We start from the raw sequence: 25,764 nt of genomic DNA, 5'->3' as shown, positions 1-25,764 counted from the left end.
CACGGCACAAGGGTGCTCGACCACACCAGGAGGCACAGTGAACAGCGATCGGGACGAGATCCGCGGCGGATGGAACACGCCCGTCGACGAGTCGTCCGACGCGGAACCCGCCGAGATGACGGGTGAGTTCACCATCGACTACACCCCTCCCGCCTGGTACACGCAGAACGCGGCGGGGGACTCTTCGGGGGGAGCGGGCTCGCACCTGGCGCCCCCGCCCCCGCCGCCGCACGGAGCGCCCGTCTCCGTGCCGGAGCAGCCGTCGCAGGGCGAGTTCGACTCCAACTGGGCACCCACCACTCCCCCGGCCCCGGTGGACGCGCCCGCGCCCGTCGAGCCCGCCGATCCGGTCGGGCCCGTCGTGCCCGGTGCACCGACCGCTCCGGCCGCCTCCGGTGACCCGGGTCCGTTCGGGGGCGGCGATGTGGAGAGCGGCGCCACGATGCGGTTCTCCCCGGCCGCCCTCAAACGGGAGATCGCCGAGCGCGAGGCGGCGAACGCTGCGGGTGCGGAGACGGGTTCCGGCCCGTCCGGTACGGAGACCGGTGTGGCTTCCTCCCGTACGGAGTCGGGCTCTGCGTCCGACGACGGTACGGGCGCGGGTTCCACCACCTCGGACGGCGAAGCGCACACGGGTACGGGGGTGGGCTCGGGTGCCGACGCGGACGCGTCGGCCTCCGCCGATGACGCGAAGCCTGCGGACTCCGCCGATGCGCCGGAACCGTCCGACTCGGCCACCCCGGGCGACTCGGCTGCCCCGGGCGCCTCGGCCGCTTCGGCTGCCCCAGGCGACTCGGGCGACTCGGGCGAGGGCCACACCGCGGACAGTGCCGACGACGGTGACCGCGCCGCCGACGCCGGGGCCGAAACGGGTCCCCAGGCCGACGCCGTACCGCAGGACCCCGCTCCGCAGGACGCTCCGCCCGCTGCCCTTCCCGGGCCGCAGGGATCCACCGCGCCGGTGCCCTGGTCCGCGCCTGCCGAGGGGGGCGCGCTGCCGCCGTTGCCGCCCGCCTTCCAGCCGGCCGCCCCGCAGCCCATCGCCCCCCAGCCAGCCGCGCAGTGGCCAGCCCCCGTGCCGCCCAACGAGGCCCCCGGCGGTTACGGCTTCCCGCAAGCGCCTCAGCAGCACCAGCAGGTCCCCGGCCAGGGCGCACCCCTGCCGCCGCAGGCCCACCCCCAGGCCCCCCAGGGCGCGGGCGGCTACGGCTTCCCGCAGCAACACCAGCAGCACCAGCACCTGCCCCCGCAGGGAGCCCAAGGCGGTGGCTACGGCTTCCCGCAGGCCCAGCCACCCCAGACCCCCAACGCACCCCAGCAGGGCCAGCAGCCGCCCCCCTTCCCCGCGCAGAGCGCCCCCAACCTGCCCGCGCCCGTCGCCCCGGCTCCGCCGCAGCAGCCGGAGCCGCACCAGCAGCAGGGCCACCAGCAGGGTCAGCCCCAGCCGCCCCACGCCCAGCAACAGCCGGGGCAGCAGGGTCAGCCCGTCGATCCGCGCGCCGGGGGTGCCTGGCCCACGCCGGTCACGCACGACCAGCGCGAGCGTTCCGTGCCGGGGGCGCCCCTCGGGTACACGGCGGCGGTGGAGCTCTCCTCCGACCGGCTCGTGCGCGGCAAGCAGAAGGCGAAGAGCAGCCGTAACCCCTCCGCCGTCTCCCGTTTCAAGCTGGGCGGTAAGAAGGAGGAGGCCGAGCGGCTGCGCAAGCTGGAGCTGATCCGTACGCCGGTGCTCTCCTGCTACCGGATCGCCGTCATCAGCCTCAAGGGCGGCGTCGGCAAGACCACCACGACGACCGCCCTGGGATCGACCCTGGCCACCGAGCGGCAGGACAAGATCCTCGCCATCGACGCCAACCCGGACGCGGGCACCCTCGGGCGACGGGTGCGGCGCGAGACCGGGGCCACGATCCGCGACCTGGTCCAGGCGATCCCGTACCTCAACTCGTACATGGACATCCGCCGGTTCACCTCGCAGGCGCCCTCCGGCCTGGAGATCATCGCCAATGATGTGGACCCGGCGGTCTCCACGGCGTTCAACGACGAGGACTACCGGCGCGCGATCGACGTGCTGGGCAAGCAGTATCCGATCATCCTCACCGACTCGGGCACCGGCCTCCTCTACAGCGCCATGCGCGGCGTGCTGGACCTCGCCGACCAGCTGATCATCATCTCCACGCCCTCGGTCGACGGTGCCTCCAGCGCCTCCACCACGCTGGACTGGCTCTCGGCGCACGGGTACGCGGACCTGGTGCGGCGTTCGCTCACCGTCATCTCGGGGGTCCGCGAGACCGGCAAGATGATCAAGGTCGACGACATCGTGCAGCACTTCGAGACGCGCTGCCGGGGTGTCGTGGTGGTGCCGTTCGACGAGCACCTGGCGGCGGGCGCCGAGGTCGACCTCGACATGATGCGACCCAAGACGCGTGAGGCGTACTTCAACCTCTCGGCCCTCGTCGCGGAGGACTTCGCGCGCGCTCAGCAGCAGCAGGGGTTGTGGACGGCGGACGGCCAGAACCCGCCGCCGCAGTACGCCCCGCCGATGCCGGGCCGGCAGGGCTACCCGGCGCCGGGCCAGCCGCTCCCAGGTCAGCAGGGGCCCGGTCAGCAGGGTCCCGGCCAGCAGATCCCCGGTCAGCAGGGCCAGCCCGGGCAGGACCGGCAGCAGCCCCACGCCCCGCAGCAGCAGCAGCCCTACCCGCCCCAGCAGCACCCGGGCGGTCCCGGTGGCCAGCAGCCGTACGCCCCCCAGCAGCCCGCCCCCGGCCAGCCCTACCACCAGCCGCCGCAGCAACAGCCGTACCCCGGCCGGGGAGGCCAGCAAGGCCAACCGGGTCAGCAGGGCCACCAGGCCCACCCAGGCCAGCCGATGCCGGGCCAGGGCCAGAGTTACGGCCAGGGCCAGCAGTCCCACCCCGGGCAGCAGCCTCCGCCGCCGTACGGGGGATATCAGCAGGCCGGACAGCCGGGCGCTCCCCAGCCCCCGCAGCAGCCCTACCCCCCGCAGCCGGGCCCGGGCGGACCGCAGAACGGCTGGCAGCAGTCGCTGCCCTCACAGGCCCAGTCGGGTGGACCGCAGGCCCAGTCGGGTGGACCGGCCCCCGCCGCGCCGCCGCAGGGTCAGCCCGGTGGTCAGCCCGGTGGTCAGGAGAACCCGGCAGGCCAGCCCGGTCTACAGGGTCCGGTGGACCCGCAGGGGTGGCGGCAGGCGCCTCCGCAGCCGCCGCAGGCTCCTCACCAGTAAGGCGTTAGAGGTCTAAACCAATGAGGGCCCGTACCGCTCGCGCGGTGCGGGCCCTTCTGGGTATTTCCGCAGCCCACACGCGGTTTGACAGACCGTTGACGAGCCCCGCGACCGCTGATAAACCTTCGCTTCACCAACTGGCGAACCAGAGATCAACCCGCCTTCTCAAGCGAGTGATGACGCGAGGTCCCCGTCCATGGTCACAAGAGTCTCCTCCCGAACCACCCGGCCCGGCAGGCGCCTGCGCACCCTGCTCGCCTCGGGCGCGGCCGCCCTGGCGCTCACCGCCGGCGCCGTCGTGCCGGGGAACCCGCTCGCGCCCGCGCCCTCCGAGGCCCGCGCCGACGACGGAAAGACGACGCTCACGGTCGCCGTCGCGCAGAGCGTCGACTCGCTGAGCCCGTTCCTCGCCCAGCGGCTGCTGAGCACGAGCGTCCACCGGCTCATGTACGACTACCTGACCAACTACGACGCCAAGGACAACAAGGCGATCCCGGGCCTGGCCACCGCGTGGGAGCCGTCCGCGGACAAGCTGACGTGGACGTACACGATCCGGCCGGACTCCAAGTGGTCCGACGGACAGCAGGCGACCGCCGAGGACGCGGCCTGGACGTTCAACACGATGATGACCGACGAGGGCGCGGCCACCTCCAACGGCAGCTTCGTCGGCAACTTCGAGAAGGTGACCGCTCCCAGCAAGGACAAGCTGGTCATCCAGCTGAAGGAGCCGCAGGCCACGATGGCCGCGCTGGATGTGCCGATCGTCCCGAAGCACGTCTGGGAGAAGGTCGACGACTTCTCCAAGTTCAACAACGACAAGGACTTCCCCGTCGTGGGGAACGGCCCGTTCATCCTGACGGACTACAAGGTCGACAGCTTTGTGAAGCTCAAGGCCAACAAGGACTTCTGGCGCGGCTCGCCCAAGTTCGACGAGCTGGTCTTCCGCTACTACAAGGACCAGGACGCGGCCGTCGCCGCCCTCCGCAAGGGCGAGGTCTCCTTCGTCGCGGGCAGCCCCAGCCTGACCCCGGCCCAGTCCGCCTCGCTGGAGAACGCCCCGGACATCAAGGTGAACGACGCCCCGGGCCGGCGCTTCTTCGCGCTCGCCGTCAACCCCGGAGCCCGGACCAAGGACGGTCAGAAGTTCGGTGACGGCCACCCGGCGCTGCTGGACCAGAAGGTGCGGCACGCGCTGTTCATGGCGGTCGACCGCAGGACCATCATCGACAAGGTCTTCCAGGGCCACGCGGTCGAGGGCGAGGGGTACATCCCGCCGCGCTTCTCCGACTACTTCTGGAAGCCCTCGGAGGGCCAGAAGCTCGCCTACGACCCGGCGAAGGCAGCCGCCCTGCTGGACGAGGCCGGGTACAAGAAGAACGGCGCGGGCAAGCGCGTCGGCAAGGACGGCAAGCCGCTCAGCTTCCGTATCCTCTGCCACGCCACCGACCCCAACGACAAGGCGATCGGCAAGTACCTCCAGGAGTGGTGGGGCGAGCAGGGCATCGGGCTGAAGGTCGACTGCCTCGACAACGTCTCCGACCCCTGGTACGCCGGTGAGTACGACCTCGCCTTCGACGGCTGGTCCGTCAACCCGGACCCCGACTTCGTCCTCTCCATCCACACCTGCGCCGCGCTGCCGTCCAAGGCGAAGGAGTCGGCCGCGACCGACAACTTCATCTGCGACAAGCAGTACGACGAGCTCTACAAGAAGCAACTGGCCGAGTACGACCCCGCCAAGCGGGCGGATCTTGTACGGCAACTGGAGTCGCGGCTGTACGACACCGGGTACATGAACGTCATGGCGTACCCGAATGCCGTCGAGGCCTACCGCACCGACCACATCAAGTCCATCACCACCATGCCGTCGGCCGCGGGCAACATCTACGGCCAGGACGGCTACTGGAGCTGGTGGTCGGCCGTCCCGGCCGCCGGGGCCTCCTCGTCCGGTTCCTCCGACTCCGGTGGGTCCTCCACCGGGGTGCTCATCGGGGTCGGGATCGCCGTCGTCGTCCTCGCCGGTGGCGGACTCCTGTTCGCCATGCGTCGCCGCTCCACCGCGGAAGACCGTGAATAGTCCATGAGCTCAGAAAGCACTCCCGCGCTGCTGAAGGGCGCGGCGGGCGTGGAGAGCACCGAATCCGGCGGTCCGGCTCCGGCCGGGCCGTCGGCCCGCTCCCCGCGCTCCCGTTCCGCGGCCGCCTACGCCCGCTATGCGGCGGGCAAGCTGGCCGGTGCGGCCGTCTCCCTCTTCGCCGTCCTCGTCACCAGCTTCTTCCTCTTCCGGCTGATCCCGGGCGACCCGGTCAAGCAGATGACCGGCGGGCGCCAGGTGTCGACCGAACAGATCGCGGCGATGCGCCGCGAGTTCGGACTCGACCTGCCGCTCTGGCAGCAGTTCACCCAGTACTGCGGCAAGGCCCTGACCGGCGACTTCGGTACGTCGTACCAGTTCCGGGCGCCCGTCATCGACAAGATCGGCGAGGCGCTGCCCGCGACGCTCCTGCTCACCGGCACGGCGTTCGTCATCTACACGCTGCTCGGCATCTGGCTCGGCGCCCGCTCCGCGTGGCGTAACGGTTCTGCCGGCGACCGGACCAACACCGCGTTCGCGCTGACGCTGTACTCGGTGCCCTCGTTCTGGCTCGGCCTGCTCCTCATCATCACCCTGTCGGTCGGCGTCGGCCCGGTCCCCGGGCTCTTCCCGACCGGCGGTATGGAGTCCGGCTCCACCACCGGCTTCGACCGCGTACTCGACATCGCGCACCACATGGTGCTGCCCGTCATCACGCTGGTCGCGGTGGAGTACGCGCGCACGCTGCTCGTGATGCGCTCCTCGCTGCTGGACGAGATGGGCAGCGACTACCTGACGACGGCCAGGGCCAAGGGGCTGCGGGACGACCTGGTACGCCGGAAGCACGCCGTACCGAACGCGATGCTGCCCACCGTCACCCTGCTCTTCGTCAACCTCGGTACGACGGTGGCGGGGGCGATCCTGGTGGAGACGGTCTTCTCCTGGCCGGGGCTCGGCGGCCTCTTCTACCAGGCGCTGAGCGTGCCGGACCTGCCGTTGGTGCAGGCGCTGTTCTTCGTGTTCGCCTCCGCGGTGATCCTGATGAACACCCTGGCCGACGTGATCTATCCGCTGCTGGATCCCCGGGTGGGCAGATGACTGTCACGACCGACAAAGCCGCATCCTCACCGACGGACAGCCCGCGCGCCCTGGCCCGGGCCCGGCGACGGCAGGCGGCCCTCCGCTTCTGGCGGCAGTACCGCACGCACCGCGCCGGTCTCGTCGGTCTCGCCGTGCTGGCGGTGATCGCCCTGCTCGCGCTGACCGCGCCTCTGCTGGTGGGGGCCGACTCGCAGAGCGTGACCAATGCGCCGGGTGGACCCATGGAGGCGCCGAGCGGCGAATTCCCCCTGGGCACCGACCAGTTCGGGCGCAGCCTGCTCGCCCTGATGCTCTGGGGGACGCGGGTCTCGCTCACCGTCGGCCTGCTCGCCGCGTTCCTCTCCGTGGCCATCGGCACCCTGATCGGGATCACCGCGGGCCACTTCAAGGGCTGGTACGCCACCGTCATCATGCGGGTCACCGACTGGTTCCTGGTGATGCCGACGCTGGTGCTGGCCATCGCCCTGGCCACGGTCCTCTCCCGGTCGATCTGGACGACGATCCTGGCGATCGGCGTGACGACCTGGCCGACCACCGCCCGGCTGGTCCGGGCGCAGACGCTCTCCGTCGAGTCCCGCCCGTACATCGAACGCTCGCGGGCGCTCGGCGGCGGACACGGGCACGTCATGTCCCGCCACGTGCTGCCGAATGTGATGCCGCTGGTGCTCGCCCAGACGACTCTGGTGATCTCCACCGCCATCCTCACCGAAGCGACCCTCGCCTTCCTCGGGCTCAGCGATCCGACGATCGTCTCCTGGGGCGGACTGCTCCAGGACGCCCGTGAGGCGGGGGCGGTCAGCTCCGGCAACTGGTGGTACCTCGCCCCGCCCGGACTCGCCATCGCCGTGGTCGCCCTCGCCTTCACGCTCTGCGGCCGCGCCATCGAGTCCGTGCTCAACCCCAAGCTGGGGGTGTCCCGTTGACGGCAACAACCACCACATCGAACCCACACCCGGACCCGTCCGCCGCGCCCGGCCTCTCGAAGCCCGTCGGCGATCCGCCACTCCTGGAGGTGCGGAACCTGACGGTGACGTACGGCAGTGGGGCCGGCGCCGTCCCCGCCGTACGAGGGGTCGATCTGCGGGTGGAGGCCGGGCAGAAGCTCGGCATCGCCGGGGAGTCCGGCTGCGGGAAGTCCACGCTGGCCCTCGCGCTCCTCCGGCTCCTGCCCGCGTCGGCCGAGCTGTCCGGCGAGATCCTGCTGGACGGCGAGGACGTCCTCACCATGAAGTGGGGGCGGCTGCGGGCGGTCCGCTGGGCGGGCGCGTCGATCGTCTTCCAGGGCGCGATGCACTCGCTCAACGCGGTCCACCGGGTCGGGGACCAGATCGCGGAACCGATCCTGCTGCACAACCCCAAGGCCACCCCGGCCGCCGCCCGCAAGCGCGCGGGCGAGCTGCTGGAACAGGTCGGCCTGCCCGCCGCCCGGGCGCAGGCCTACCCGCACGAGCTGTCCGGCGGCCAGCGGCAGCGCGTGATGATCGCCATGGCCCTGGCCTGCGATCCGCGCCTGATCGTCGCGGACGAGCCGACCACCGCCCTGGACGTGATGATCCAGGCCCAGATCCTGCGGCTGATCGAACAGCTGGTGGCCGACCAGGACGTCGGGCTCATCATGATCAGCCACGACCTGGCGGTGCTCGCCGACACCTGCGACCGGCTCTCGGTGATGTACGCGGGCCGCGTCGTCGAGGAGGGCCCGGCCCGGGAGGTGTACGCGGAGGCCCGCCATCCCTACGGCCGGGCGCTCTCCGCCGCCTTCCCGAAGATCGGGGACCTCGCCTCCCGGCGTGCGCCACGCGGCCTGCCGGGCGACCCGCCGGACCCGGCGGCGCTGCCGGACGGCTGTACGTTCCATCCGCGCTGCCCGGTGGCGCTGGACTCCTGCGCCGCGGAGGACCAGGAGCTGCGGGAGGCCGGGGGCAAGCGGCGGGCCGCCTGCGTGCTGGTGGACGTCCCGGCCGCCGACGATTCAAGGAGCACGTCATGAGCACGGCCCCTCCCGCCGGCACCGCTCTCCCCGCGGACGCCTCACCGCCGGGCACCGCCGCCCCCCTCCTCAGCGCCGAGGCGCTCAAGGTCTCCTTCCCCGGCCGGCGCGGGGCCGCCACCGCCCGCGCCGTCGACGGCGTCGACCTCGACATCCGGCCCGGCGAGATCGTCGCGCTGGTCGGTGAGTCGGGGTGCGGCAAGACGACGCTGGCCCGCTCGCTGCTCGGCCTGGTCCCGCCCACCGCCGGCCGGGTCACCTTCGCGGGCGCCCCGCTGGACTACGCGGGCCGGGCGCTCAAGGCATACCGCAAGCGCGTGCAGCTGGTGCTCCAGGACCCGAGCGGCTCGCTCAACCCGAGGCACACGGTGTACGACGCGGTGGCGGAGGGGCTGCGCATCCACGGGTACGCGGGCGACGAGCGGGCGGCCGTCTCGGAGGCACTCTCCCGGGCGGGGCTGCGTCCGCCGGAACGGTTCTTCCTGCGCTACCCGCACGAGCTGTCGGGCGGTCAGCGCCAGCGCGTCGTCATCGCGGGGGCGCTGGTGCTGGAGCCGGAGCTGATCGTGGCCGACGAGCCGGTGGCGTCGCTGGACGCGTCGGTACGGGGCGAGATCCTGGCCCTCCTGCTGCGCCTCCGCGACGAACTGGGCCTCTCGGCGCTGGTCGTCACCCATGACCTGGGGCTCGCCTGGAACATCGCGGACCGGGTCGCGGTCATGTACCTCGGCCGGATCGTCGAGACGGGCCCGGTGGAGCAGCTGCTCACGACCCCTCAGCACCCGTACACAAGGGCCCTGTTGTCGGTCCTCCCGGAGGCGGAGGGCGAACCGGTCGTCCTGACCGGTGAGCCCCCGGACCCCTCGAAGGTGCCCTCCGGCTGCCGCTTCCACGTCCGCTGCCAGGTCCTCGCCTCGGGCGAGGCGGAGCGGGCCGGGGTGGCGGAGGCCTGCCGGACGGTGGATCTGCCGGTGCTGAACGGCGGGACGGCCCCGCAGGTGGCGTGCCACTGGGCGGCGGCGTGCGGCGGGGAGGCCTGAGAGCGTCCCCACCGAATCACAAAGAGTTCTTCGCGAAGAAGTGTTTGCGAAGAACTCTTTGCGGTCTATGGTGTGGCGTATGACAGATGCGCTGGAGCGGCCGGACGGCCCTGCCGTCGAAGAGGAAACCGTTGTTCTGGATGCCAAGGGGCTGCGCGCCCTGGCGCATCCGGTACGCGTACAGCTGGTCGGACTGCTGCGGAAGTACGGACCGTCGACGGCGACCCGCCTCGCGGAGCGGCTGGGCGTCAACTCCGGGACGGCCAGTTACCACCTGCGGCAGCTCGGCGCGGCGGGCTTCGTCGAGGAGGACACCGGACGCGGCAACGCCCGTGAGCGCTGGTGGCGTTCGGTGCACCGGAAGACGCACCTCAGCGACCGCCAGGTGGTCGACCAGGAGCCGGAAGCCGCGCTGGCCTATCTGCAGTCCGTCGCCGCCACGTACACCGTGCGCTCCCAGCAGGCGCTGAACGGGCTGCAGACGCTGCCCGACGCCTGGCGGGGCACCTTCGACATGAGCGACTGGGCCCTGCGGCTCACGCCCGGGGAAGCCGTGGCCCTGCGCCGGGAGTTGGGGGACGTCCTCGCCCGCTACCGGCCCGACACCCCCGAGGCGGTCGCGACCGCTCCCGAGGGCGCCGAGCGGGTCGGCGTCATCACGCACATCCTCCCTGAGCTGGACACCCCCGCGACGGGAACGGAATCACGGTGACGACGGCGGATGCCCAGGGCGGTGTCGGCGGTATATCCGGGAAGCGGTCCCTGCGACCGCTGGCCGGAGTGCTGGCGGCCATCGGCGCTTCCGTGACCGGCACCCGGATCTCCCTGATCGCCCTCCCCTGGTTCGTCCTCGTCACCACGGGCAGCGCCACCCGGACCGGGCTCGTCGCCTTCTGCGAGATGGCGCCGTACGTCCTGGTCAAGGCGTTGTCCGGCCCACTGGTGGACCGCACGGGCCCACGGGTCGTCTCCTGGACCACCGACCTGGCGAGCGCGGCCGCCGCCGCGGCGGTCCCCCTGCTCCACACCTTGGACCTGCTCTCCTTCCCCGTCCTGCTGGCCCTGGTCGCGGCCATCGGGGCCGCTCGCGGTCCGGGTGACCTGGCCAAAGAAGTCATGGTCCCGGAGGCCGCGGACCGGGCCGGAACCCCCCTGGAGCGGGCCATGGGGCTGTCCGGCGTGATCGAGCGGCTCGCCTCCACCATCGGCCCGGCGGCCGGCGGCGCCTTGGTGGCGCTGCTCGGCCCCATGACCGGTCTGGCCGTCAACGCGGGCTGCTTCGTCCTCGGTTCGGTGATCGTCGCGGTCGCGCTGCCGCGTGGCATGGGGCGCCCTGTCGTGGACGCCACAACACCTGCCGAGACCCAAAAGGCGGGCTACTGGCGGCGGTTCGGCGAGGGGGTGACCTACCTGCGCGGCGATCCGCTGCTGCTCGCCGTCATCGTCGTGGTCGGGATCACCAACCTGCTGGACGCTGCGATGACCATGCTGATGGTCCCCGTCTGGGCCGAGGGGTCCGGGAACGGTCCGGCGGCGATCGGCCTGGTCAGCACGGCCATGGGGGCCGCCGCGGTCGGCGGGAGCCTGATCGCGGCGATGGCCGCCCACCGGCTGCCCCGCAGAGCGGTGTTCCTCATCGGGTTCCTGCTGGCCGGGGCGCCGAGGTTCCTGGTGCTCGCGGTGGACGCGCCCTTGGCCGTGGTGCTGGCCGTCTTCGCCGTCAGCGGTTTCGGCGCCGGGTTCATCAACCCGGTGCTCGGGGCCGTCATCATCGAACGGGTGCCGCGCCGGATGCTGGGCCGGGTCAACGCACTCGGCGACTCGCTGGCCTGGTCCGGCATCCCGCTCGGCGGGCTGCTCGCCGGTGCGGCGGTGACGGCCGTCGGGCTCACTCCGGTGCTGCTCGTCTGCGGGGCGGCGTACTTCCTCACCACGACTCTGGCCGGGCTGCGGCCGGAGTGGCGGGAGATGGACCGCCCGGGGCCGTCGGGCGGTGGTGGATCGTCCCCGTCAGCTCGGCCAACGGACGCCCCGTCCCGCCCCAGCGGTGCTGGATGATCTCGGCGGCGATGGAGACCGCCGTCTCCTCCGGCGTACGGGCGCCGAGGTCGAGGCCCACGGGTGAGGCGAGGCGCGACAGGTGGGCCTCGACCACTCCGGCCGTACGGAGGCGGGCCAGGCGGTCGTGGTGGGTGCGGCGGCTGCCCATGACCCCGATGTACGCGGCCGGGGTGCGCAACGCGGCGACCAGCAGCGGCACATCGAACTTCGGGTCGTGGGTGAGGACGCAGATGACCGTGCGGGCGTCGACCTCGGTCGCCTCCAGATAGTCGTGCGGCCAGGCGCACACCACCTCGTGGGCGGTCGGGAACCGCTCCCGGGTCGCGAAGGCGGGGCGGGCGTCGCAGACGGTGACCCGGTAGCCGAGGAACGAGCCGATGCGGGCGGTGGCCGCCGCGTGGTCGATGGCGCCGAAGACGAGCATGCGGGGCGGCGGGGTGTGGGAACGGACGAAGACCGCGACCTCCGCCATCCGCCGCCGGCCGTGCGTCCCGTACCACCGGATGCCGGTGAGGCCCTGCTCCAGCAGCCCGCGGGCGTCGTCCGTGACGGCCGCGTCCAGCCCGTCCGTACCGAGAGTGCCGCGTACGCCGGTGGCGCGGACCACCATGCGCGCGCCGGTATCCGCCGTTCCCGACAGGACGGTGGCCTCGGCGACGGGCCGGCCGTCGGCGATCAGGTCCAGGAGGGCGGCGAGCTCCGCCAGCTCGGCGGCCGACGCGTAGGCGCGCACCAGCACCTCGATCGTGCCGCCGCACGTCAGCCCGACGCCGAACGCCTCGTCGTCGCTGATCCCGTACGACACCACGCGCGGCGGTGCCCCGGCGAGCACCTCGCGGGCCACCTCGTACAGATCGCTCTCGACGCACCCCCCGGAGACGCTGCCGACCACGGTGCCCGCCTCGTCGACCGCCATGACGGCGCCGGGGTCGCGGGGTGCGCTGCCGTGCACGGCGACGACGGTCGCCAGGGCGAAGGGCGTACCGGCGGCGCAGCGGGCCTGGAGGTCGGGCAGGATCTCACGCACCCTGCCAGCATCCGCCGCCCGGGGGCGGGGCGCACGGCCAGGGCGTACGTCAGTGGTCGCGGTCGTAGGCGGCGATCAGCTCGCTGCACCGCTTCACATCGGCGGCCATCGCCACCAGGAGGTCGTCGATCGTGTCGAACTTCAGCATCCCGCGTACGTACGCGAGGAAGTCGACGGCCACGTGCAGCCCGTACAGGTCCAGGCCGACGCGGTCGATCGCGTACGCCTCGACCGTGCGCTCGGTGCCGTCGAACTGCGGGTTGGTGCCGACCGAGATCGCGGCGGGCATCGACTCGCCCGCCACCTCCAGCCAGCCCGCGTAGACGCCGTCCGCGGGGATCGCGGTGTGCGGGAGGGTCTCCACGTTGGCCGTGGGGAAGCCCAGCTCGCGGCCCCGCTGGGCGCCGCGCACCACGATGCCCTCGACGCGGTGCGGGCGGCCGAGGATCTCGGCGGCGCCCGCGACATCGCCCTCGGAGACCAGGCGGCGGGTGAGGGTGGAGGAGAACGGCTGGCCGCCGCCGGCCGCGCCGGTCACGAACAGGTCGATGACCTCGACGGTGTAGTCGTAGGTGGCGCCCAGCTCGGTCAGCAGCGCCACGTTGCCGGCGGCCTTGTGGCCGAAGCGGAAGTTGGGGCCCTCGATGACGGCCTTGGCGTGCAGCTTGTCGACGAGGACCTTCACGATGAAGTCGGCGGGCGACAGCTTCGAGAACTCCGCGGTGAACGGCAGGATCAGCACCGCGTCCACGCCCAGCTCCGCCATGAGCTCGGCGCGGCGGTGGTGCGGGGCGAGCAGCGGCGGGTGGCTGCCGGGGCGGACGACCTCGCTGGGGTGCGGGTCGAAGGTCACGACGACGGACGGAACGCCCAGCTCACGGGCGCGCTCCACGGCACGGCCGATGATCAGCTGGTGTCCGCGGTGCACGCCGTCGTAGGAGCCGATGGTGACGACGCTGCGTCCCCAGTCCTGGGGGATGTCCTCCAAGCCACGCCAGCGCTGCACTGTGACCGCTCCTCGCCCGAACCTGTGTACGTGTGTATGTATGCCGATTACGCAGGTCTAAGACTGCCATGCTCACGCCCCGCTGCCTGCATCGGCATCGGCATCGCCTGACGTGATGTCTCCGACGCCTCCACCGTGCGGCGGGCGCTGGGGCCGACCACGGCCGCCCACTCCTGCGGGGCGTCGGCGAGCCAGCCGATGACGAGGGCGGCGAATCCTGGCACGTCCCGGGCGAGTTCCACCAGCCGGCGGTCGAAGCGGGCGGCGCCCTCGGGGGTGCGGACGAGGAGCATGCCGGTGCGGTGGACGAGCGCGCGCGTACGGATCTCCGGGCGGGCGCCCGCCCCCACCGCCGCGGCCTGGAGGAGGGCGTCCAGGACGTCCGGGTCCCGGCCGGTGGTCTGCTCGAACTCCAGCAGGACCTCCAGCAGCTCGGCCCGCAGCGGCCGGGAGGCGGTGGACCCGGCCCCGGCGAGGACCCGGGCCAGTGCGGCGCGGACCGGGGGCGGGGCGGGCCGGTCCCTCAGCAGCCCGGTGACCAGGGGGAGCAGCAGGGCGCGGGCGGCGGGGCCGTGTTCGAGGCGGAGGTCGACGTACTGCGCCGCATGGGTGCCGTCCTCGGGGTGGGCGTCGATGTACTCGCGTACGAGCCCGGCGACGTGCAGAGCGAGCGCGGGCGTGTCGAGTCCGGCCAGGGCCAGCAGGACCTCGGCCGCGCCGTCGCCGGGGCGGGCCAGGCGGGCGCGGAGGGCGGCGAGAACCGGCTCGGGGTGAGCGGGGAAGACCTCGGCGAGCAGCTCCACGGGGAGCCGGGAGTCGCCGTACGCGAAGAGGCGGAGGGCCTGCGGGAGGTGGCGGCGGCGGGACTGCGGGTCCCGGACGAGGAGCGTGAGGGCGGCCGTGTGGAGGCCGGCGTCCCCGGGGCGGCCGAGCAGGATCTCGGCGGCGGACCTGAGCAGCGCCCGGTCCCCGTCGGCGGTGATGCGGGGCTGGAGGAGGCCGGCGTACCGGGCGGCGGCGGAGCGGCGGGCCGGGCGGTCCTCGTCGCGGGCCCACCGCTCCACGGCCCGGCAGAGCGCGGTGGGCTCGTCCTCGGCCAGGGCGGCGAGCAGCTCACCGGCCCGGGTGTGCGGGGTGGCGATCAGCGCGTCGGTGAGGCTGTCGAGGCCCAGGTCACGGCGGGCGTGGAGCAGGGCCTGGGCGGCGGCGGCCACGGTGGGGCGCAGCTCCTCGTCCGGCGCCCCGGGGCCGCCGGCCAGCAGCGGGCGCTCGTCGGTGAACCAGCGGCAGAGCAGCGGCTGCACGGTGGGGGCGTCGTAGCTGAGGCGGCGGGCCACGGCGTCGAGGTACCGCTCGTCGCCGTCGGTGCGGGGCACCCCGTCGGCGGGGACGAGCCGCCGGAACAGGTCGATCCGGTCCTCCTCGGGCAGCCGGAGCCGCCGCCAGAACCAGGGGCCGAACTCGCCGTACGCCCCCGGGCCCGCCGGCCCCCCGGCGGCGTCGGCCGAGCGGCGGGTGATGCGCCCGGCGAGGACCCGCAGGACCCCGAGGTACGGGCGGGCGTCGGCCACCCGGAGCAGACTGCCGCCGAGAAGGTGCGCGGCCCACCAGGCGGCGTCCTCGTCGTACGGGCGGCGCGAGGCGTCACCGTGCGGCCCCTCCTCCGCCCACAGCCGGTCCAGCGCCTCGATCAGATCGGCCATCCGGTGCGCGAGTGCGGCGGTGCCCTGGCGACGGCCGAGGAGCACCATCGCCTGGATCACCGGGCCGATCCGGTGCCGGGGCACGGGCAGGGAGCGGGGCTCCTCGTCGGTGCGGGCGGTCGGCACGCGCACCACTTCGCCGCTCCCCCGGTGCCAGCGGTGCACCAGGGAGCGCAGTGCCGCGTCCAGGTCCAGATGGGCGCCCTGCACCCAGTCGCCCAGCTCCTCGTGGGCGAAGCGGTAGCCGGCCCCGGCCGGGACGAGGAGCCCTTCCGTCAGCACGGCCGAAGCCCACCCCGTGCGCCAGGGGAAGATCTCCTCGAACGCCTCCTGGTCCAGCTCCCCCTGCCCCGGGCCCAGACAGCGCCGGGCCGCCTCGTGGACCTGGCCCGCGACCCGGGCGGCCAGCCGGCGCACGGCGGTGCCCCGGGGCTGTTCGTCGGCGGCGGCCGCGATCCGGACCGCGACGCGCACGCACATCAGGTCCAGGTGGGCGCCGAAGACGTCCTCGGTGTCGGGGCGGCCCGGGACGCCCGGCGGCAGGGCCTCGCGGACCTCCGCCAGCAGCCGCAGGGTGAGCGGGTGCCGGTCGTGGCCGGGGGCGAGGGCCTGCGGCGGGATGCCCAGGCGCTCCTTGGCCTGTGCGGCCTGATCGGCGGTGAGGTCGGTCAGCCGCAGGGAGGGCGGCAGCCCCCGGGCGGGGCGGTGGGGGCGGTGCAGGGCGGCGGGCGGGTAGAGGGCCCCGGCGGTCTCCCAGTGCTCGGGGCGGCAGGCGACGACGAGCCGGACGCCGTGCTCGCGCAGCCAGCTCGCGGTGGCCGCCGTCCATTCGGCGAGCCGGTGGGCCAGCAGCGGCGGCATCTCCTCGGGGCCGTCCAGCACCACGAGGAGGGGGTGGCCCGCCTCGGCGGCGAGAGCGGCGATCCGTTCCGCGGTGGCCGTCGCCATGTCGCCGAGGGCCCCGGCCGCGGCGACGATGCGGGCCGAGCGGGTCAGCGTACGGTCGGCCGCGTCGGCGACCGAGGTGTCGTCGGCCAGCAGGTCGGCGCCACGCAGCCAGAGCGTGGCGGCGGGCGCCGCGCCGTCGGCCCGGCGGGCGGCGAGGGCGGCGAGCTCGGTGGTGCGGCCGGTGCCGGGTCCGCCGACGAGGCCCAGGACCAGCCCCGTACCGGCTTCGAAGGCTGCGAACTCGGCGGTGACGTCGGCGCGTTCGACCGGGGCGGTGCGGGCCTTGGGGCCGTCCGCCGAGCCGACGGAGGTGGCGGTGAGCTGGAAGGCCCCGGCGAGGTTGAGGTCGGGGCCGTAGGCGGGGGCGGCGGTGGCGTTGCGCACGAGGAGGGCGTCGAGGGCGGCGTCGGCGCCGCGCGGGATCGGCAGCGCGAGCCCGCCGGCCTCGTACGGAGTGGTGAGGGCGGTGCACAGGAGGCCGAGGACCGCGCCCGTGGCCGGGTCCGTGACCGGTCCCCCGATCGCCGCCCCGCCCGAGCGCACGGCGTCGCGCCCGTCGGTGCCGAGGGCCAGCTCCAGGGCGGCCGGGACCGGGTGGGAGCCGTCGGGGGCGGTGTAGGTGGCGGGGGCCGTGCCGAGGACCCGGGCCTCACGACGGCCGTGGGCAGCGATCCCGACGTAGCTTCCGGGCTCCGCGCGCTCCCGTACGGCGATGGGCAGCGGCTCCACGTCGAGGGTCTCCGGGCCGCCCGTACGCAGCAGGGCGAGGCCGAGGGCGGGGAGCGCGGTGATGTCGTCGGGGCCGACGGAACAGGTGCGGCCGTCCGTCCCGTGCAGCAGGAGCGGGCCGGGGGCGGTGGTGGCCTGGTGGGCGGTGACGACCGTGCCGCGGTCATCCGCGACGAATCCCGTCCCGCGCGGCCGGCCGGCCTGATCACAGATTCTCACCAGCGTCGACCGGTCCCCACTGCCCATGGTTCAGACGGTAGGCCGCCGGTGATCTCCAGGAGTAGCGCGGACGGGGAAAGCGCCCCCCACGCACCCCGCCTTCACTTCGAGCGCCCGTCCATTGGGGTGAATAGGCGTGTCCTGGCGGAGCAGAGATGGTCCCGGGGTGGGGAAGGTGGAGCGGGCACCGGCTGGGGGGGTGGTGCCCGCTCCATACATCGACACATCGACACATCGGGCGGAAGGCCGGAAGGTCAGGCGAAGACGGCGAGGCTCTTGGCCTTGCCCTTCTCCTCCTCCACGAGCACGAGGAAGGCTCCGTCGGGCCCGAAGACCCCGACCGGCCCCGGCGGGTAGGCGGGCATGTCCAGCCGTACGCCGTTCAGGAGCAGCTTGGCGCGCTTCTCGTCCACGTCCCAGCGCGGGAAGGCGGAGGCGGCCGCGTCGGCGACCGGCATCACCGTCAGCTCCTCCTGGTGCTGGTCCAGGGTGCGGGCCGCGTCCAGTCCGTACGGCCCGACGCGGGTGCGGCGCAGGGCGGTCAGATGGCCGCCGACGCCGAGCCCGGCACCGAGGTCCCGGGCCAGCGCGCGGATGTACGTCCCCGAGGAGCAGACGACCGAGACGACCAGGTCCACGACCGGGGTGCCGTCCTCGGCGACGGCCTCGCGGACGTCGTGGACACGGAAGGAGGAGACGGTCACCGGGCGGGCCGGGATCTCGAACTCCTCACCGCCGCGCACCCGCGCGTAGGAACGCTTGCCGTCGATCTTGATGGCGCTGACCTTGGACGGGACCTGCATGATCGCGCCGGTCAGCGCGGCCACCCCGGCGTCGATGCCCTCACGGGTAACGCCCGACGCGTCGGTGGAGGAGGTGATCTCGCCCTCGGCGTCGTCGGTGACGGTGTCCTGGCCGAGCCGGATGGTGCCCAGGTACTCCTTCTCGGTCAGCGCGAGGTGGCCGAGGAGCTTGGTGGCCCGCTGGACGCCGAGCACGAGGACTCCGGTCGCCATCGGGTCCAGGGTCCCGGCGTGGCCGACGCGGCGGGTGCGGGCGATGCCGCGCATCTTGGCCACGACGTCGTGCGAAGTGAAGCCGGACGGCTTGTCGACGATGACAAGGCCGTCCGGCGTGGTGGTCTGCTCGGTCATGCGGAGGCGGGACCCTCGTTCTTGTCGGCGGGGGCGTCGGCCTCGTCGTCCTCGTCCTCGGGCTTGCGGTACGGGTCGGCGTCGCCGGCGTACTTCGCGCCCGTGGAGACCTCGCGCACCTCCGCGTCCTTGGCCCGCGCCTTGTCGAGGAGGTCCTCGATGGTGCGGGCGTTGTCCGGGAGGGCGTCCGGGACAAAGGCCAGGCTCGGCGTGAACCGGACCCCGGTCTGCCGGCCGACCTCGGAGCGGAGGACGCCCTTGGCGCTCTCCAGCGCCGCGGCGGAGGCCGCGCGCTCCTCGTCGTCGCCGTAGACCGTGTAGAAGACCGTGGCCTCCCGCAGGTCGCCGGTGACCCGGGCGTCCGTGATCGTCACGAATCCCAGCCGCGGATCCTTGATTCGCCGGTCCAGGGTCTCCGCGACCACGACCTGGATGCGATCGGCCAGCTTGCGGGCCCGCGCGTTGTCGGTCACCGGTCCGTCACTCTTCCTTCTGATTTGGCTTGCGTGTCAGTCTTCGTCACCGTGCAGCCGCCGTCTCACCGAGAGCAGCTCCACCTCGGGGCGGGCGGCCACCAGCCGCTCGCACCGGTCCAGCACGTCCGTCAGGTGTCCGGTGTCACCGGAGACCACGGCGAGGCCGATCTCGGCCCTGCGGTGGAGATCCTGCCCGCCGGTCTCCGCCGCACTCACCGCGTACTTGCGCTGGAGTTCGGCGACGATCGGACGGACGACGGAGCGTTTCTCCTTCAACGACCGTACGTCGCCGAGGAGCAGGTCGAAGGACAGGGTCCCCACATACATGTGTGTCCGGATGTCCCGCCGGTTCGGGTTCGTGCCCCGCCAGAACTTGGCGGGGACATCAGAACCGTACCGGAACGGCCGGGGCCGATCGACGGAAATACGACCCGTCGACCGGCCCCGACCGTGGTGGTGGGGCTCCGCGAGTCGACTCGCGGAGCCCCACCGAATTCCTGCGGATCCGGGGTGGAGGGCTGCGTCAGTGACTCACGCAGCCCGTCCGAATCCCTGCGGATCAGCCTCGCGGCTTCTCGCGCATCTCGTACGTCGCGATGACGTCGTCGATCTTGATGTCGTTGAAGTTTCCGAGGTTGATACCGCCCTCGAAGCCTTCGCGGATCTCGGTGACGTCGTCCTTGAAGCGGCGCAGACCGGAGATGTTGAGGTTCTCCGCGATGACCTTGCCATCGCGCAGCAGGCGCGCCTTGGTGTTGCGCTTGACCTCGCCGGAGCGGACCAGCACACCGGCGATGTTGCCCAGCTTGGACGAGCGGAAGATCTCGCGGATCTCCGCCGTACCGAGCTCGACCTCTTCGTACTCCGGCTTGAGCATGCCCTTGAGGGCCGCTTCGATCTCTTCGATCGCCTGGTAGATGACCGAGTAGTACCGGACGTCCACGCCTTCGCGCTCGGCCATCTGCTCGGCGCGCCCTGCGGCGCGCACGTTGAAGCCGATCACGATGGCGTCGGAACCCGTCGCCAGGTTGATGTCCGACTCGGTGACCGCACCCACACCGCGGTGCAGGACCCGGATGTCGACCTCTTCACCGACGTCGAGCTGGAGCAGCGAGGACTCGAGGGCCTCCACCGAACCGGACGCGTCGCCCTTGATGATGAGGTTGAGCTCCTGGACCAGACCGGCCTTGAGCGCCTCGTCCAGGTTCTCCAGGGAGAACCGGACACCCTTGCGGGCGAAGTTGGCGTTGCGCTCACGGGCGGCACGCTTCTCGGCGATCTGACGGGCCGTACGGTCCTCGTCGACGACCAGGAAGTTGTCGCCGGCGCCCGGGACGTTGGTGAGACCGAGGACCAGGACGGGGGTCGAGGGACCCGCTTCCTGCACGTTCTGACCGTTGTCGTCGAGCATGGCGCGCACCCGGCCGTAGGCGTCGCCCACGACCATCGTGTCGCCGATGCGCAGCGTTCCGCGCTGGACCAGGACGGTCGAGACGGCACCGCGACCGCGGTCGAGGTGGGACTCGATCGCAATACCCTGCGCGTCCTGCTCCGGGTTGGCCCGCAGGTCCAGCGAGGCGTCGGCGGTGAGGACGACGGCCTCCAGGAGCGCCTCGATGTTGAGGCCCTGCTTGGCGGAGATGTCGACGAACATGGTGTCGCCGCCGTACTCCTCGGCCACCAGACCGAACTCGGTGAGCTGACCGCGCACCTTGGTCGGGTCGGCACCCTCGACGTCGATCTTGTTGACCGCGACCACGATCGGCACCTCGGCCGCCTTGGCGTGGTTCAGCGCCTCGATCGTCTGGGGCATCACGCCGTCGTTGGCCGCCACCACGAGGATCGCGATGTCGGTCGACTTCGCACCGCGCGCACGCATGGCGGTGAACGCCTCGTGACCCGGGGTGTCGATGAAGGTGATCTTGCGGTCCTCGCCGTTGACCTCGGAGGAGACCTGGTAGGCACCGATGTGCTGCGTGATGCCGCCGGCCTCGCCCGCGACCACGTTGGTCTTGCGGATCGCGTCGAGGAGCCGGGTCTTACCGTGGTCGACGTGACCCATGACGGTCACGACCGGCGGACGGGAGACCAGGGCCTCTTCGCCGCCCTCGTCCTCGCCGAACTCGATGTCGAAGGACTCGAGCAGCTCGCGGTCCTCCTCCTCCGGGCTGACGATCTCCAGGACGTAGTTCATCTCTTCGGCGAGGAGCCTCAGCGTCTCGTCGGAGACGGACTGCGTGGCCGTCACCATCTCGCCGAGGTTCATCATCACGGCGACGAGCGACGCCGGGTTGGCGTTGATCTTCTCCGCGAAGTCGGTGAGCGAGGCACCGCGCGACAGCCGGACGGCCTGTCCGTTGCCGCGAGGCAGCATGACGCCGCCGACGGACGGGGCCTGCATGGCCTCGTACTCCTGGCGCCTCTGCCGCTTCGACTTACGGCCACGACGCGCCGGACCGCCGGGACGGCCGAACGCACCCTGTGTGCCACCACGGCCACCGGGACCACCCGGACGACCGCCGAAGCCGGGACGACCGCCGAAGCCGCCGCCGCCACCGGGACGACCGGCACCGCCGCCGCCACCGGGACCGGCCGGACGGCCCGCGAAGCCGCCGCCACCGCCACCGGGACGACCGGCGAAACCGCCGCCACCGCCACCGGGACGACCGGCACCGCCGCCACCGGGGCGACCGCCGCCACCGCCGGGACCACGGCCACCGCCGGGGCCGCCACCGGGACGCGGGCCGGCAGCGGGACGCTGCGGCATCATGCCCGGGTTCGGCCGGTTACCGGCGGGACCGCCGCCGGGACGCGGAGCCTGCGGGCGGGGCATGCCGCCCGGAGTGGGACGGGCACCGCCCTGACCCTGACCGCCCTGGGGACGCGGGGCGCCACCGGGGCCGCCCTGGGGACGCGGGGCGCCGGGGCGCTCCGAGCCGCCACCGGGGCGCGGGGCACCGCCGGGACGGGGCGCCGAGGGGCGCGCCATGCCGGTGGAACCGCCGGAGGTGAAGGGGTTGTTGCCCGGACGGGGACCGGCCGGACGGGCGCCACCGGGGCGCGGGGCGCCCTGGCCGGCGGGACGTGCGGGGCGGTCGCCGCCACGCTCGCCACCACGGCCGCCGTCACGCTGGCCGCCACCGTCGCGCTGACCGCCGGCCGGAGCCGGACGGGCGGGGCTGCCGGCGGGACGGGGTCCCGGGGCGGCGGCCGCGGGGCGCGGGGCCTGGGGCTGCTGGGGGGCGGCCGGCTGGGCCGGAGCCGGTGCCGAGAACTCGGCGGCCGGGACCGGGGTCACCGGGGCCGCCTTCGGCGCGGGCTTCGGGCCCGGACGGGGGCCCGCCGACGGCGCGGAGGGCGCCGCGGGGGTGCTGGTCTCCGGGGCCTCGGCAGCGGCCGGCTTGGGGGCCGGTGCGCCGGGCTTCGGGGCAGCAGGACGTGCCGCGGCGGCCGGGGAGGGCGCTGCGGGCTTTGCGGGCGTCGCCTTGCGGGGCGCGCCAGGCTTGGCAGCGGACTTGCCGGCGTTGCCGCCGGGCCCCTGCAGTGCGTCGGTCAACTTACGTACAACCGGCGCCTCGATCGTCGAGGACGCCGAACGGACGAATTCACCGAGTTCTTGGAGCTTGGCCATGACGACCTTGCTCTCGACGCCGAACTCCTTGGCGAGTTCGTATACCCGGACCTTAGCCACTTCGCTCCTTTTAGGTCCGGGTTACCGCCGGACCGTCGCTACTTCATGGGCGTACTCATCGCGTACTCATCGAGTGCTCATCGCAATCTCGACCTACTTCCAACTCGCGAGGTACCTGACCGCACGGGGTCCCGTGCCGTTCACTTGCGTTCTTACGGTGTCACCCGCTCGACGAACCGCGTGAGTGCCGCGGTGTCGAACGGCCCCTTGGCCTTGAAGGCCCGGGGGAACGCCCGGCGGCGAACCGCCAGGTCGAGACAGACAGAGGTGGGGTGCACATAAGCACCCCGGCCGGGCAGCGTACCGCGTGGATCAGGGGCGCAGGCGCCCTCGTCCACCACGATGCGCAGCAGCTCGCTCTTGGCCACTCGCTCCCGGCATCCCACACAGGTTCGCTCGGGGCAAGCGCGGGCTTGCGTCCGGCCAGACACGTTTAAGTCTACCTCCCCGCACCGACCTCACCCCTTTGGGGCAAAAATCGAACGGATGTTGTCGTGATCTCAGCGGCGTACGGCCAAGATCTATTCCCTGGAGCGGCTCCGGGTCAACGCCTTTCCGAGCGCTCCCGGGCCCGCTCGGCCCGCTCGCGGTCGGCGTTCTCGCGCTCCTCGTCCGTCTCCGTGTCGGGACGGATGTCGATGCGCCAGCCGGTGAGGCGGGCGGCGAGGCGGGCGTTCTGGCCCTCCTTGCCGATCGCCAGCGACAGCTGGTAGTCCGGCACGGTGACACGGGCGGAGCGGGCGCCGAGGTCGACGACCTCGACCTTGCTCACCCGGGCGGGCGAGAGCGCGTTGGCGACCATCTCGGCCGGGTCGTCCGACCAGTCGACGATGTCGATCTTCTCGCCGTGCAGCTCGGCCATGACATTGCGCACACGGCCGCCCATCGGGCCGATGCAGGCGCCCTTGGCGTTGAGGCCCGAACGGGTGGAGCGAACCGCGATCTTGGTGCGGTGGCCGGCCTCGCGGGCGATGGCCTCGATGACCACCGAACCGTCGGCGATCTCGGGGACCTCCAGGGCGAAGAGCTTCTTCACCAGGTTGGGGTGGGTGCGCGAGAGCGTCACCGAGGGGCCGCGGACGCCCTTGGCGACCCGTACGACATACGTACGAAGGCGCAGGCCGTGGGTGTACTCCTCGCCCGGGACCTGCTCCTGGACCGGCAGCATGGCCTCCATCTTGCCGATGTCGACCAGGACGTTCTTGGGGTCCTTGCCCTGCTGGACGACGCCGGTGACGACATCGCCCTCGTGGCCCGCGTACTCCCCGAAGGTGCGGTCGTCCTCGGCGTCGCGCAGCCGCTGCAGGATGACCTGCTTGGCGGTGGTCGCGGCGATCCGGCCGAACCCGGAGGGGGTGTCGTCGAACTCCTTCGGCTCCTGGCCCTCTTCGAGGTCGGCCGGGTCCTCCTTGGCCCACACGGTGACGTGGCCGTTCTCGTCGAGTTTCACGCGCGCCCGGCGGTGGCTGCCGTCGGTGCGGTGGTACGCGATGAGGAGGGCCGACTCGATCGCCCCGACGAGCACGTCGAAGGGAATCTCCTTGTCCTGCGCCAAGCCCTTCAGAAGCTTCACATCGATGTCCACGGCTACGCCTCCTCTTCCTTCTTGTCCTTGCGGTTGAATTCGATCTCCACGCGCGCCTTGGCGATCTCGTCGAAGGCGAGGCGGCGGGACGTGGGCTTGCGGCCCTTGACGCCGGGCACTTCGAGGTCCAGCCCGTCCTCGTCCACGGCGAGGATGCGGGCGACCAGCTCACCGGAGCCGTCGGCGGTGAGGTGGAAGCGGGCCAGCCGGCCGGTGGCGCGCACGTAGTGGCGGTGCTCGGTCAGCGGGCGGTCCGCGCCGGGGGAGCTGACTTCGAGGACGTACTCGCCCTCGCCCATCGCGTCGGTCTCGTCCAGCTTCTGGGAGATCGCGCGGCTCAGCTCCGCGCAGGTGTCCAGCTCCACGCCCTCGTCCGAGTCCACGATGACCCGCAGCACTCCTCGTCGGCCGGCCCGGGACACCTCGATCTCCTCGAGGTCCAGCTGCTGCGCGCTGACGAGCGGTTCCAGCAACCCGCGCAGCCTCTCGCTCTGGGTGGTGCTCATCCGGGTGACTCCTCGGCCGCGTGTGCTGTTGTGGGGATCGTCGTGTGTCAGGTCAAAGGGTATCCGGTCGCCAGGGGTGTTGCCGTCCGCCTGCCCTGTCACCGCGGGTACGCTCGCCTGCGGTGATCACTTCAGGACAGATCCTGTCAGGATCGGTCCCGGCCCAAAGGAGAAACGTGCGGCGCACGGGGACGACCCGCAGGGGGGCGCTCACCGCGACGGGGGCTCTCGCACTGGGTGCGGTGCTGACCGGCTGCGGGGAGGACGACAAGAGCCCGGGCCGGAGCGGGCCCGTACGCAGCGAGGCCGAAGCCGTCCGGGTGGAGAAGGCCCTGCGTACGGCGGCGGCGCGCACCGCCGCCCTGACGCTCGCCCACTACGACCTGGCCACCGAGGCCCACCCCGCCCTCGCGGAGGGCCTGGCGCCCCTGCGGGCGGCCGTACGGGAGCACACCAAGGCCCTGGCGGCAGGCGGCAGGAAGGCCGCGGCGCCGCCCGCGCCCGGTCCCGTCTCCGCCGACGCGAAGGCGGCGGTGAGGGAACTGGCCGCCGCCGAGCGCCGCCGGGCCGACGCACACGCCGAGGCGCTGCTCACCGCGGAGCCCGAACTGGCCCGGCTGCTGGCCTCGGTGGCCGCGGCCGCGGCGGTCCACGCCTATCTGCTGACCGAGCTGGCCAAGGAGACCTCGTCATGACCCTGCCTTCCGAGGACGAGACCCCCTCCCCCGCGCTCACCGCCACCCAGGCCGCGCTCGCCGCCGAACACGCGGCCGTCTACGGGTACGGGGTGCTCGGCGGCCGGGTGGCCGAGAGGCGGCGCGCCGAGGCGAACGCGGCGTACGACGGGCACCGCGCACGCCGGGACACGCTCATGCGCACCGTGCGTGACCTGGGCGGTACGCCGGTCGCCGCGGAGGCCGCGTACGCTCTGCCCTTCGCGGTTACCGACACCGCGTCGGCACTGCGTCTCGCCACGGTCCTGGAGGACCGGGTGGCGGGCGTCTACTCCGATCTCGTACGGGCCACCGAAGGGCCCGCGCGCGCCGACGCGGCGGGCGCACTGCGGGAGGCAGCCGTGCGGGCGGCCCGCTGGCGGGGCGGCAACGTAGCCTTTCCGGGGCTCGCCGAGCGGGCCCCGGGCGCCGATCCGGCCGCGACGACGGGCCCGGTGGAGGCCGCGGGAGCGGACGGCACGGCCTGACGAGGGACCGGAAAG

19 protein-coding genes and 1 pseudogene are annotated in these 25,764 nt (G+C 73.0%); 10 read left to right on the top strand and 10 right to left on the bottom strand.

The genetic code is table 11. The features are described from left to right. Positions 1 to 37: 37 nt before the first annotated feature. From D6270_RS25630 to D6270_RS25595, 8 genes and pseudogenes are all read left to right on the top strand, one after another. Positions 38 to 3,241 carry an SCO5717 family growth-regulating ATPase gene (locus D6270_RS25630; protein WP_109163304.1) on the top strand — a complete coding sequence of 1,068 codons (3,204 nt, stop codon included), beginning with the start codon at positions 38 to 40 and terminating at the stop codon, positions 3,239 to 3,241. A 196-nt stretch (positions 3,242 to 3,437) separates the two neighbouring features. Further along, the gene (locus D6270_RS25625) at positions 3,438 to 5,315 is read left to right on the top strand and encodes an ABC transporter substrate-binding protein (RefSeq protein WP_109163305.1); all 1,878 of its coding nucleotides are present in this window, start codon (positions 3,438 to 3,440) and stop codon (positions 5,313 to 5,315) included. 3 nt (positions 5,316 to 5,318) lie between these two features. Next, entirely contained in the window at positions 5,319 to 6,410 is a 1,092-nt protein-coding gene (locus D6270_RS25620; protein ID WP_109163306.1) for an ABC transporter permease, read from the top strand. After that, positions 6,407 to 7,336, top strand: a complete 930-nt coding sequence (locus D6270_RS25615; protein ID WP_109163307.1) for an ABC transporter permease — start codon at positions 6,407 to 6,409, stop codon at positions 7,334 to 7,336. Before D6270_RS25620 ends, D6270_RS25615 begins: the two co-directional genes overlap by 4 nt. Next, on the top strand, positions 7,333 to 8,403 hold the full coding sequence (locus D6270_RS25610) for an ABC transporter ATP-binding protein (RefSeq protein ID WP_109163308.1): 1,071 nt from the start codon (positions 7,333 to 7,335) through the stop codon (positions 8,401 to 8,403). The genes D6270_RS25615 and D6270_RS25610 overlap by 4 nt, the downstream gene beginning before the upstream one ends. Then, positions 8,400 to 9,443: an oligopeptide/dipeptide ABC transporter ATP-binding protein gene (locus tag D6270_RS25605; RefSeq protein WP_109163309.1), complete on the top strand. Its 1,044-nt coding sequence runs from the start codon at positions 8,400 to 8,402 to the stop codon at positions 9,441 to 9,443. The genes D6270_RS25610 and D6270_RS25605 overlap by 4 nt, the downstream gene beginning before the upstream one ends. A gap of 79 nt (positions 9,444 to 9,522) precedes the next feature. Continuing rightward, a complete protein-coding gene (locus tag D6270_RS25600) occupies positions 9,523 to 10,155 on the top strand; it encodes an ArsR/SmtB family transcription factor (protein WP_109163310.1) in 633 nt (210 codons plus the stop codon). Further along, a pseudogene (locus tag D6270_RS25595) lies at positions 10,152 to 11,426 on the top strand (MFS transporter); the annotation flags it as partial. The gene D6270_RS25600 and the pseudogene D6270_RS25595, both read left to right, overlap by 4 nt. Here the strand turns inward: D6270_RS25595 and D6270_RS25590 are convergent. The 10 genes from D6270_RS25590 to rimP all read right to left on the bottom strand — a co-directional run bounded on the left by D6270_RS25590 (position 11,371) and on the right by rimP (position 24,548). Further along, entirely contained in the window at positions 11,371 to 12,531 is a 1,161-nt protein-coding gene (locus D6270_RS25590) for an XdhC family protein (protein ID WP_391039878.1), read from the bottom strand. The pseudogene D6270_RS25595 and the gene D6270_RS25590 overlap by 56 nt on opposite strands. Positions 12,532 to 12,580: 49 nt before the next feature. Then, the gene (locus tag D6270_RS25585; RefSeq protein WP_109163311.1) at positions 12,581 to 13,537 is read right to left on the bottom strand and encodes a bifunctional riboflavin kinase/FAD synthetase; all 957 of its coding nucleotides are present in this window, start codon (positions 13,535 to 13,537) and stop codon (positions 12,581 to 12,583) included. 47 nt (positions 13,538 to 13,584) lie between these two features. Then, positions 13,585 to 17,163: a hypothetical protein gene (locus tag D6270_RS25580; RefSeq protein WP_109163312.1), complete on the bottom strand. Its 3,579-nt coding sequence runs from the start codon at positions 17,161 to 17,163 to the stop codon at positions 13,585 to 13,587. A gap of 227 nt (positions 17,164 to 17,390) precedes the next feature. Next, complete coding sequence (gene truB, locus D6270_RS25575; RefSeq protein ID WP_109163313.1) at positions 17,391 to 18,290, bottom strand: tRNA pseudouridine(55) synthase TruB; 900 nt, start codon at positions 18,288 to 18,290, stop codon at positions 17,391 to 17,393. Further along, positions 18,287 to 18,763 (bottom strand): 30S ribosome-binding factor RbfA, encoded by a 477-nt coding sequence (gene rbfA / locus D6270_RS25570; RefSeq protein WP_109163314.1) that lies wholly within the window; start codon positions 18,761 to 18,763, stop codon positions 18,287 to 18,289. Before rbfA ends, truB begins: the two co-directional genes overlap by 4 nt. Positions 18,764 to 18,799: 36 nt before the next feature. Then, positions 18,800 to 19,093 (bottom strand): DUF503 domain-containing protein, encoded by a 294-nt coding sequence (locus D6270_RS25565; RefSeq protein ID WP_109163315.1) that lies wholly within the window; start codon positions 19,091 to 19,093, stop codon positions 18,800 to 18,802. Positions 19,094 to 19,325: 232 nt separating this feature from the next. Next, positions 19,326 to 22,457: a translation initiation factor IF-2 gene (gene infB / locus D6270_RS25560; protein WP_109163316.1), complete on the bottom strand. Its 3,132-nt coding sequence runs from the start codon at positions 22,455 to 22,457 to the stop codon at positions 19,326 to 19,328. A gap of 152 nt (positions 22,458 to 22,609) precedes the next feature. Then, entirely contained in the window at positions 22,610 to 22,888 is a 279-nt protein-coding gene (locus tag D6270_RS25555) for a YlxR family protein (RefSeq protein WP_199787082.1), read from the bottom strand. A gap of 113 nt (positions 22,889 to 23,001) precedes the next feature. Next, entirely contained in the window at positions 23,002 to 24,042 is a 1,041-nt protein-coding gene (gene nusA / locus D6270_RS25550) for a transcription termination factor NusA (RefSeq protein WP_109163317.1), read from the bottom strand. Between the two features lie 2 nt (positions 24,043 to 24,044). Further along, positions 24,045 to 24,548 (bottom strand): ribosome maturation factor RimP, encoded by a 504-nt coding sequence (gene rimP / locus D6270_RS25545; RefSeq protein WP_109163318.1) that lies wholly within the window; start codon positions 24,546 to 24,548, stop codon positions 24,045 to 24,047. Positions 24,549 to 24,724: 176 nt separating this feature from the next. Here rimP and D6270_RS25540 point away from each other — a divergent pair, with 176 nt between their 5' ends. Further along, entirely contained in the window at positions 24,725 to 25,243 is a 519-nt protein-coding gene (locus D6270_RS25540) for a hypothetical protein (RefSeq protein ID WP_109163319.1), read from the top strand. Then, a complete protein-coding gene (locus D6270_RS25535; protein WP_109163320.1) occupies positions 25,240 to 25,749 on the top strand; it encodes a ferritin-like domain-containing protein in 510 nt (169 codons plus the stop codon). Before D6270_RS25540 ends, D6270_RS25535 begins: the two co-directional genes overlap by 4 nt. Positions 25,750 to 25,764 lie beyond the last annotated feature (15 nt).

This window comes from Streptomyces griseus subsp. griseus (assembly GCF_003610995.1).
Classification (GTDB): Bacteria; Actinomycetota; Actinomycetes; order Streptomycetales; family Streptomycetaceae; genus Streptomyces.
The sequence above is the reverse complement of the archived record's forward strand: the minus strand, read 5'-3'. Positions and strand labels throughout refer to the sequence as shown.

Coding starts and splice junctions, on each gene's coding strand:
- D6270_RS25625 (WP_109163305.1), top strand. CDS start 3,438: ATGGTCACAAGAGTCTCCTCCCGAACCACCCGGCCCGGCAGGCGCCTG.
- D6270_RS25620 (WP_109163306.1), top strand. CDS start 5,319: ATGAGCTCAGAAAGCACTCCCGCGCTGCTGAAGGGCGCGGCGGGCGTG.
- D6270_RS25615 (WP_109163307.1), top strand. CDS start 6,407: ATGACTGTCACGACCGACAAAGCCGCATCCTCACCGACGGACAGCCCG.
- D6270_RS25605 (WP_109163309.1), top strand. CDS start 8,400: ATGAGCACGGCCCCTCCCGCCGGCACCGCTCTCCCCGCGGACGCCTCA.
- D6270_RS25600 (WP_109163310.1), top strand. CDS start 9,523: ATGACAGATGCGCTGGAGCGGCCGGACGGCCCTGCCGTCGAAGAGGAA.
- D6270_RS25580 (WP_109163312.1), bottom strand. CDS start 17,163: ATGGGCAGTGGGGACCGGTCGACGCTGGTGAGAATCTGTGATCAGGCC.
- truB (WP_109163313.1), bottom strand. CDS start 18,290: ATGACCGAGCAGACCACCACGCCGGACGGCCTTGTCATCGTCGACAAG.
- D6270_RS25565 (WP_109163315.1), bottom strand. CDS start 19,093: ATGTATGTGGGGACCCTGTCCTTCGACCTGCTCCTCGGCGACGTACGG.
- rimP (WP_109163318.1), bottom strand. CDS start 24,548: ATGAGCACCACCCAGAGCGAGAGGCTGCGCGGGTTGCTGGAACCGCTC.
- D6270_RS25535 (WP_109163320.1), top strand. CDS start 25,240: ATGACCCTGCCTTCCGAGGACGAGACCCCCTCCCCCGCGCTCACCGCC.